This window comes from Corallococcus sp. CA054B, from assembly GCF_003611625.1.
Classification (GTDB): domain Bacteria; phylum Myxococcota; class Myxococcia; order Myxococcales; family Myxococcaceae; genus Corallococcus; species Corallococcus coralloides.
In genome coordinates, this window is the sequence record NZ_RAVY01000044.1 from 43840 (window position 1) to 51028 (window position 7189).

The 7189-nt window shown below is 71.7% G+C and carries 5 protein-coding genes and 1 pseudogene; 3 read left to right on the forward strand and 3 right to left on the reverse strand.

The genetic code is table 11. From position 1 onward, the window contains the following. Positions 1–13 precede the first annotated feature (13 nt). The gene (locus D7V80_RS13965) at positions 14–811 is read right to left on the reverse strand and encodes an NRDE family protein (protein ID WP_120588624.1); all 798 of its coding nucleotides are present in this window, start codon (positions 809–811) and stop codon (positions 14–16) included. A gap of 109 nt (positions 812–920) precedes the next feature. Between D7V80_RS13965 and metG the strand changes: the two genes are divergently transcribed. The 3 genes from metG to D7V80_RS13980 all read left to right on the forward strand — a co-directional run bounded on the left by metG (position 921) and on the right by D7V80_RS13980 (position 4993). Further along, entirely contained in the window at positions 921–3047 is a 2127-nt protein-coding gene (gene metG / locus D7V80_RS13970; RefSeq protein ID WP_120588625.1) for a methionine--tRNA ligase, read from the forward strand. Between the two features lie 198 nt (positions 3048–3245). Continuing rightward, positions 3246–4220, forward strand: coding sequence for a HEAT repeat domain-containing protein (locus D7V80_RS13975; RefSeq protein ID WP_120588626.1), 975 nt, complete (start codon positions 3246–3248; stop codon positions 4218–4220). After that, positions 4217–4993 (forward strand): TatD family hydrolase, encoded by a 777-nt coding sequence (locus tag D7V80_RS13980; RefSeq protein ID WP_120588627.1) that lies wholly within the window; start codon positions 4217–4219, stop codon positions 4991–4993. Before D7V80_RS13975 ends, D7V80_RS13980 begins: the two co-directional genes overlap by 4 nt. Here D7V80_RS13980 and D7V80_RS13985 read toward each other — a convergent pair. Together D7V80_RS13985 and D7V80_RS13990 are read right to left on the reverse strand one after the other, a co-directional pair. Continuing rightward, positions 4980–6950, reverse strand: coding sequence for an HD domain-containing phosphohydrolase (locus tag D7V80_RS13985; protein ID WP_120588628.1), 1971 nt, complete (start codon positions 6948–6950; stop codon positions 4980–4982). The two genes, D7V80_RS13980 and D7V80_RS13985, sit on opposite strands and share 14 nt — an antisense overlap. Positions 6951–6955: 5 nt before the next feature. Further along, positions 6956–7189 (reverse strand): annotated as a pseudogene (locus D7V80_RS13990) (DNA-binding protein); the annotation flags it as partial.

Here is a 7189-nt window from a genome sequence, read left to right on the forward strand (position 1 = left end):
ACGGGCAGTCCGTTCAGGGCGCCGTGAGCAGGCCCGTCACGTCCCGCCAGCCGCCCTGGCAGGGCGCGATGTCCGTGGCCAGGTAGTGCCCCACGTGGCCGGGCCCGAGCGCGACGATGGCGGACGAGCGCGTCCCGTAGCCTTCTGAAGTGTGGATGCAAAGCGACTGGAGCTGCTGGAGGAAGTCCGCGGGCAGCTCGTTCTCCGCGAGCGGGCCCGTCGCGGCCTCCCGGGGCGGCAGGGCATGGTCGGCCAGGACCGCCTGGAGCCCCGTCACCAGCTCCGGCCACGGGCGCTTCGCCACGCCTTCCGCCAGGGCATGCGCCCGCTGGACCTTGGGCAGCGCCAGGTTGTCCAGGCTGTCGTTGGGGAGCACGTGCACGCCGTCCGGGACGTCCTCGTGCAGCAGGTGCTCATGGCCCGGCCGCGCGTAGGCCACCCGCAGGGTGCGCGCGTCCCCGTAGAGCAGGTTGAAGGGAAGGAACTCCGGGGCGGGCAGGGTGCCGAGGTAGCGCTCGATGGCCTCCACCGACCCGGCCTGCAGGGCGCGCAGGACCACCTCGCCCCGGGAGCGGGGGGCCAGGCCCGGGGTCCGGGCGCCGCGCTGGTTCGTCAGGGCGACGACGACTCCCTCGTGGGTGACCCCCATCCACGTGCCGCCCCGCTCCACGTCCTGGCCGCCCACCACGCGGGGGGACTCGGAGAGGACCTTCGGCCCGTGGGCCGGGCGCGCGTAGAACTCATCCCGGTTGGCGGCGAGGACCAGCGGCCACTCGGGGTGGGCGTTACGGAGGATCAGGACGGTGCACATGGCGTCCGGTCGATAACATCCATCTTCGCGCCATGCAGCCCCGGGCCTGCATGTTGGCGATGACCTCGTATCCCCGAGCGGCTATGGTCCGCCGCCCTCAGGAGAGTCCATGGCGGAGAGAATCCTCGTCACCAGCGCCCTTCCGTACGCGAACGGCGCCGTCCACCTCGGCCACGCTGTCGAGTACATCCAGACGGACATCTACGTCCGCTTCCTGCGCTCGTGCGGCCAGGACGTCGTCTACTTCTGCGCGGATGACACCCACGGCACGCCCATTGAAATCAACGCCGCGAAGCAGGGCATCCCGCCGGAGCAGTTCGTCGCGCGCTTCCACGACGAGCACCAGCGCGACTTCCGCGACTTCGACATCCGCTTCGACTACTTCCACTCCACCAACTCGCCGGAGAACCGCCACTACGCGGAGCTCATCTACGGGCGCTTGAAGGACGCGGGCGACATCGACCGCCGCGACATCGAGCAGACCTACTGCGAGAAGGACAAGCGCTTCCTGCCGGACCGCTTCATCCGGGGCACCTGTCCCAACTGCCGGGCCACGGATCAGTACGGCGACGCCTGCGAGAAGTGCGGCAAGACGTACAACCCCACGGACCTCATCGACCCGAAGTGCGCGCTGTGCGGCACGCCTCCGGTGCGCCGCAACTCCGTGCACCTGTTCTTCAAGCTGTCGCGGCACGCGGACTTCCTCCAGGAAGTGCTCAAGCGCCCCGGCTTCATCCACCCGGGCCTGGCCGCCCAGCTCCAGGGCTTCTTCGAGAAGGGCCTGGCGGACTGGGACATCAGCCGTGACGGGCCGTACTTCGGCTTCGCGATTCCGGGTGAGACGGACAAGTTCTTCTACGTCTGGCTGGACGCGCCCATCGGGTACATCGCCACGACGGAGAAGTGGGCGAAGGAGTCGGGCCGCGTCCCGGACGCGCTCGCGTACTGGGGCAAGGACGCGCCCACGCGCATCGTCCACTTCATCGGCAAGGACATCGTCTACTTCCACGCGCTGTTCTGGCCCGCGGTGCTGAACGTCGCGGGGTTCCACATCCCCAACGAGATCAAGGTGCACGGGCACCTGACCGTGAACGGGGAGAAGATGAGCAAGAGCCGCGGCACCATGGTGGCCGCGCGTGACTACCTGGACCTGCTGGACCCCAGCTACCTGCGTTACTTCTACGCGGCCAACCTGGGCGCGGGCGTGGAGGACCTGGACCTCAACCTGAAGGACTTCCGCCTCCGGGTGAACGGCGAGCTCGTCAACAACGTGGGCAACCTGGCCAACCGCGCGCTGTCGCTCCTGGCCGGGCCGCTGGAGAAGAAGCTCGCGCCGGGCCGCGCGGAAGGGGCAGGGCGCAAGCTGGTGGAGGACGCGCTGGCGCGCGTGCCGGAGGTGCGCGAGGCGTTCGAGAAGCTGGAGTACCGCAACGCCATCCGGGTCATCACGGAGATTGCCTCCACGGCGAACGCGTTCCTGCAGACGGCGGCGCCGTGGGCGCTGGTGAAGAAGGACGCGGAGGCCGCGCGGGCGGACCTGTCGGACGCGGCGGACGTGGCGTACCTCTTGGGCGCGCTGCTGGCGCCGGTGACGCCGCGCATTTCGGAGAAGCTGTTCGGGCAGCTGGGGGCGGAGCCGCTGACGTTCCAGGCGCTCGCCACCGCGAAGTACCCGCTGTTGGACCGCACCCGTCCGCTGGGCACGCCGGAGCCGCTGTTGCCCCGGCTGGAGGAGGAGCGCGTCAACGCCATCATCAAGGTCCCCGCGGGGACGCCGGCCGCCGAGCCCGCGAAGGCAGGCGGCAAGGACAAGAAGACGGAGAAGAAGCCCGTGGAAGCGAAGACTCCCGAAGCGGCGCCCACCACGCAGGCGTCCCCCGGAGCGGGGGCGGCGGAAGGCGCGCCCGCGGCCGACATCGAGTACGCGGACTTCGCCAAGGTGGTGCTGAAGGCGGGGCGCATCGTGGCCGCGGAGAAGGTGAAGGGCGCGGACAAGCTGCTCAAGCTGGACGTGGACCTGGGCGAGGGTACGCCGCGCACCATCGTGTCCGGCATCGCGGAGGCGTACGCGCCGGAGGCGGTGGCGGGCCGGCGCGTGGTCGTGGTCGCGAACCTGAAGCCGCGCAAGCTCAAGGGCATCGAGTCGCGCGGCATGCTGTTGACGGCGGGCTCGGGCGGCAAGGACCTGTCCCTGCTGGATCCGGGCGACGTGCCGCCTGGCGCCGAAGTGAAGTAGCGCGGGCGATGGCATCCCGGGCGGCCGCTGCGCTCCCTGGGATGCCTGTCGTGCGGCAGGCCCGAGCATCCGCCGGGAACCGGGACGCGGGCGAGCCAGGACGTAGGGCGGGACACCTCGCCAGTGGCCGGAAATCCACAGGAACTCCAAGGACGCGCCAGGCATGGGAAGGCCCGGGCGCCAGAGAGGTGACGAGACGTGGCGGACTGGCGTGCCGAGCGGGACCGCGCCCTGTTGACCCTGGAGCGGGAGAAGCGGCCAGCGAGCCGGGCCGAGGCGGCGGACCTGTTGTTCCAACTCGCGTCCGAGGAGCCCGCGCACGCGGCGGAGTTCACGGACGTGCTCGTGCGCCTGCTCGCGGATGCGCAGCCGGAGGTGCGCCGCTCGGGCGTGAGCCTGGCGTCCGTCATCCTGCCGCCGGAGCAGCTCCCGGACATGCTCCTGCCAAGGCTGCGCGACGAGGACACCCGCGTGCGGCTGGAGGCCACCGGACGGCTCGCGGACCTCGCGCTGCCACACGCGCGTGGCGCCCTGGCCGGAATGCTGGAGGACCCCACGCCGGAGGTCCGCTTCGAGGCCGCGCGAGGCATCGCCGCCCTCAAGCACCCCGCGGGCCTGGACGTGCTCGTGGCCGCGCTGGACGTGGACACGCTGCGCTTCCGGGCGCTGGGCGCGCTGGCGGAGCTGGAGGACACGCGCGCATTGCCGGCGGTGAAGCGCCTCTTCGGCAAGTGGCTGCTGCCCGCGTTCGACAAGACGCAGGCCGCGGGCGTGCTGCTGAAGCTGGGCGACCCGGAGGGCGCGGACTGGCTGATGCAGCGCACGCGCAAGAAGTGGAGCGCGGACCGGGCGCTCGCGGTGGAGCTGTGCGGTGAATTGAAGGTCCCGGGCGCGCTGGAGCGGCTGAAGGACATCCTCGCGGACGCGAAGGACCCGTGCCGTGGCGCCGCCGCGCGCGGGTTGGGCCGGCTGGGGGATGCGCAGGCGCTGCCCTGGCTGCTCGCTGTTTTGGAGGACCGGAGCGCGCCGGAGGACGACCGGCTGGACGCGGCGGACGGAGTGTGGCGCCTGGGCGTGGCGGAGGGCGTGGAGCGCCTGCGCGCCGCCGTGCCCACCTTCGCCTCGGAAGAGGCGCGGACGGAGCTGGAAGAGCTGTTTCAGGAGAAGCCATGAAACTGGTTGATGCGCACTGCCACCTGGAGCCGAAGGACTACGCGGACGTGGCGCCGGTGCTGGAGCGCGCTCGCGCCGCGGGGCTGGTGCACGCGGTGCTGGTGGGGCAGTTCCACGGCCCCGGTGACTGGGGCCACGCGCTGGAGGTCGCCGCCCGGCACCCGGACTTCCTGTCGCCCACGCTGGGCATCCACCCGCACGAGGCCGCCCGCGCCACCGAAGCGGACTTCGAGATGCTGGAGCGCACCTGCGCCCGTCCGGAGCTGCGCGCCGTGGGCGAGGCCGGGCTGGACTACTACTACGACCATTCGCCGCGCGAGATTCAGGCCACCGTCTTCCGGCGGCAGTGCGCGCTCGCGAAGCGCCTGTCCAAGCCGCTGGTGGTGCACGTGCGCGACGCGCATGACGACTGCGAAGTGGCCCTGGCGGCCGAGGACGTCACCAGCGGTGTCATCCACTGCTTCACCGGCGACACGGCCGCGGCCCGCAAGTACCTGGACCGGGGCTTCTTCCTGTCGCTGTCCGGCGTCGTCACCTACAAGAAGACGGAGGCCCTTCAGGACGCGGTGCGCTTCGCGCCGCTGGAGCGCCTGATGGTGGAGACGGACAGCCCCTACCTCGCGCCGGTGCCCCACCGCGGCCGCAAGAACGAGCCCGCGCACGTGCTGGAGACGGCGAAGAAGGTGGCGGAGCTGAAGGGCGTCACGCTGGAAGAGGTGGCCCGCGTCACCACGGCGAACGCGGCCCGCCTCTTCAACCTCACGCTGGGGTGAGCGCGTTGGCCAGGGCCTCCAGGTCCTGGTCCAGCTGCGGCATGTCCAGGAGCAGCGCGTCCGGGTCGTAGACGAAGTCCGCCTGCTTCAGCTTCAGCAGGGCCTGCAGCGCGGGTTCGCCCGCGTGGCCGCCGAACGCCGCGTGCACCACGCGGCCGCGCTCCAGGTGCAGCGAGCCCTCCAGCGTGTGGCTCCGCAGCTGGAGCTTCCCGCTCTTCTTGCCGCCGCCCAGCGTGCGCAACAGCTCCTTCGGGGGCAGCTCGTCGAAGCTGCCGCGCACCACCCGGCCCGGGCCGTTGTGCTGCACGCGGTCCTGGAAGAGGGACAGCACCGTGCGGGCGACCTCCGCCTTGTCGCTGGGGGAGAGCACCGCCGTCGCGCCCGCCATGAGCAGCCGCTCGCGCGCCTGGGCATCCGGTTCACCCACCACGGCGATGGGCAGGCCCGCGCTCTCCGGCATGGAGCGCACGGCCTCCAGCAGGTCCATCACCTCCTGCTGGCCCAGCCGCAGGCTCACCACCAGCACGTCGCAGTCCTGCCGAGCCAGGCCGTCCAGCGCGCCGTCCAGCGTGGACAGCGCGTGCGCCACCAGCTCCTGCTTGAGCACCGCCTCCAGCAGCTCGCCGCGCGTGGCCTCGTCGGGCTCCGCGATGAGCACCTGGCGGCCCTCGCTGGCCAGCCGGTGCACGAGCAGCGCGCCGCTCTGCAGCTGCCCGACGATGTCCGCCACCACCGGGTCGTAGAGCACGCCCGCGTTCTTCTTCAGGTGCTCCAGCGCCTGCTGCTTGGTGAAGACGCGGCCGAACGCATTGCCCGGGTTCTTGGTCAGCTCCAGGAAGCTGTCCACCGCCGCCAGGATGCGCGCGCCCAGGGTGATGTCCTCGCCCTTGGCGCCCTGGGGCGTGCCGGAGCCGTCCCAGGCCTCGTACAGCTGCGCCAGGATGGTGTTCACCTGCGCGGGCAGATGCACCGTCTCGAAGAGCTTCGTGGGAGCGCGGCAGCACGCCTTCGCCTGCGCCTTCCACTCCGGATTGGCCGCGTTGCTCGCCAGCGAGTAGTGCCGCTCCGGGGGCTTGCCCAGGTCGTGCAGGTACGCCGCGATGGACAGCGCCGCCAGCTCCTTGTGGGGCATGCCCATGCGCTGGCCGACGATGCCCGCCTGCCGCGCCAGCTGCGCGGAGTGTCCCCGGTGCCGGGGCCGGTCCTGCTCCAGCAGCCCCACCATCAGGCTCAGCGTCTCCACGTAGTCCGTGTCGCTGATGAGCCCGCGCGGGCCGCCCGGCTCGCGCCGCTGCGTGGAGACGCGCGCCACGTTGGTGCCGCTGCCGCCGCGCTGCAGCCGCATGCGCGCGTCCGTCTCCAGCCGCATGCTCAGGCTGGTGGCGCTGCTGCGTCCGGCGGAGCTCCCGCCGCGCCCGGGCTCCGCGCCCACGTGCGTGTTCGACGGGGTGTCCGGACGGCGGGGGCCATTGTTCGCGGAGGGGCCCTCCAGCAGCGTGGTGAACGCCGTGGGGTCGCCGTAGTAGTGCTTGCGGATGGCCGCGGAGATGGCGCTGCGCAGGCCGATGTACGCGTAGACCTCCGACATGCCGGTGACGAGGGCGATCTCGTCGAGCAGCGACTTGTTCTGCGGCTCGGCGGCCACCACCGAGAGCAGCTTGCGCTCCGGATCCACGGCCAGCGGGAGCACGTTCTGCGCTTCCGCCAGCCGCACCGGCAGCTTGTCCAACACCTTCGTGTCGATGCGGACCTTGGCCAGCTTGTCCGCGGTGACGAAGCGCGTCTGGAACTCGTTGGCCAGGAGCCGCAGCAGCGCGGCTTCCTGGAGCAGGCCCAGCTCCACCAGACAGTCCCCCAGCTTGTGGCCGGTGATCTTCTGGTGCTCCAGACCCTGCTCCACGGCCCCCGGAGCCACGAGGCCGGCCTCAATCAACCGCTCTCCCAGCCGCTTCGCCATGGACTTCAGCCCTCCGAGGAGCCACCACCCTCACCACCGGACTTCGGGGCCGGCGCCAGCGCGCTGAACGGCTTGAAGGTCAGCTCGCCGGGCAGGCTCTTGGGGTCGCGCGGCGGACGGTCCTCGCGCGGCGGACGGGCGGGGCGCTCCTCGCGGGGACCCCGGTCCTCACGCGGCGGACGCTCGGCGCGGGGCTCGCGGGGAGGCCGCGGCGGACGCTCCGGGCGGGCCTCCTGGGG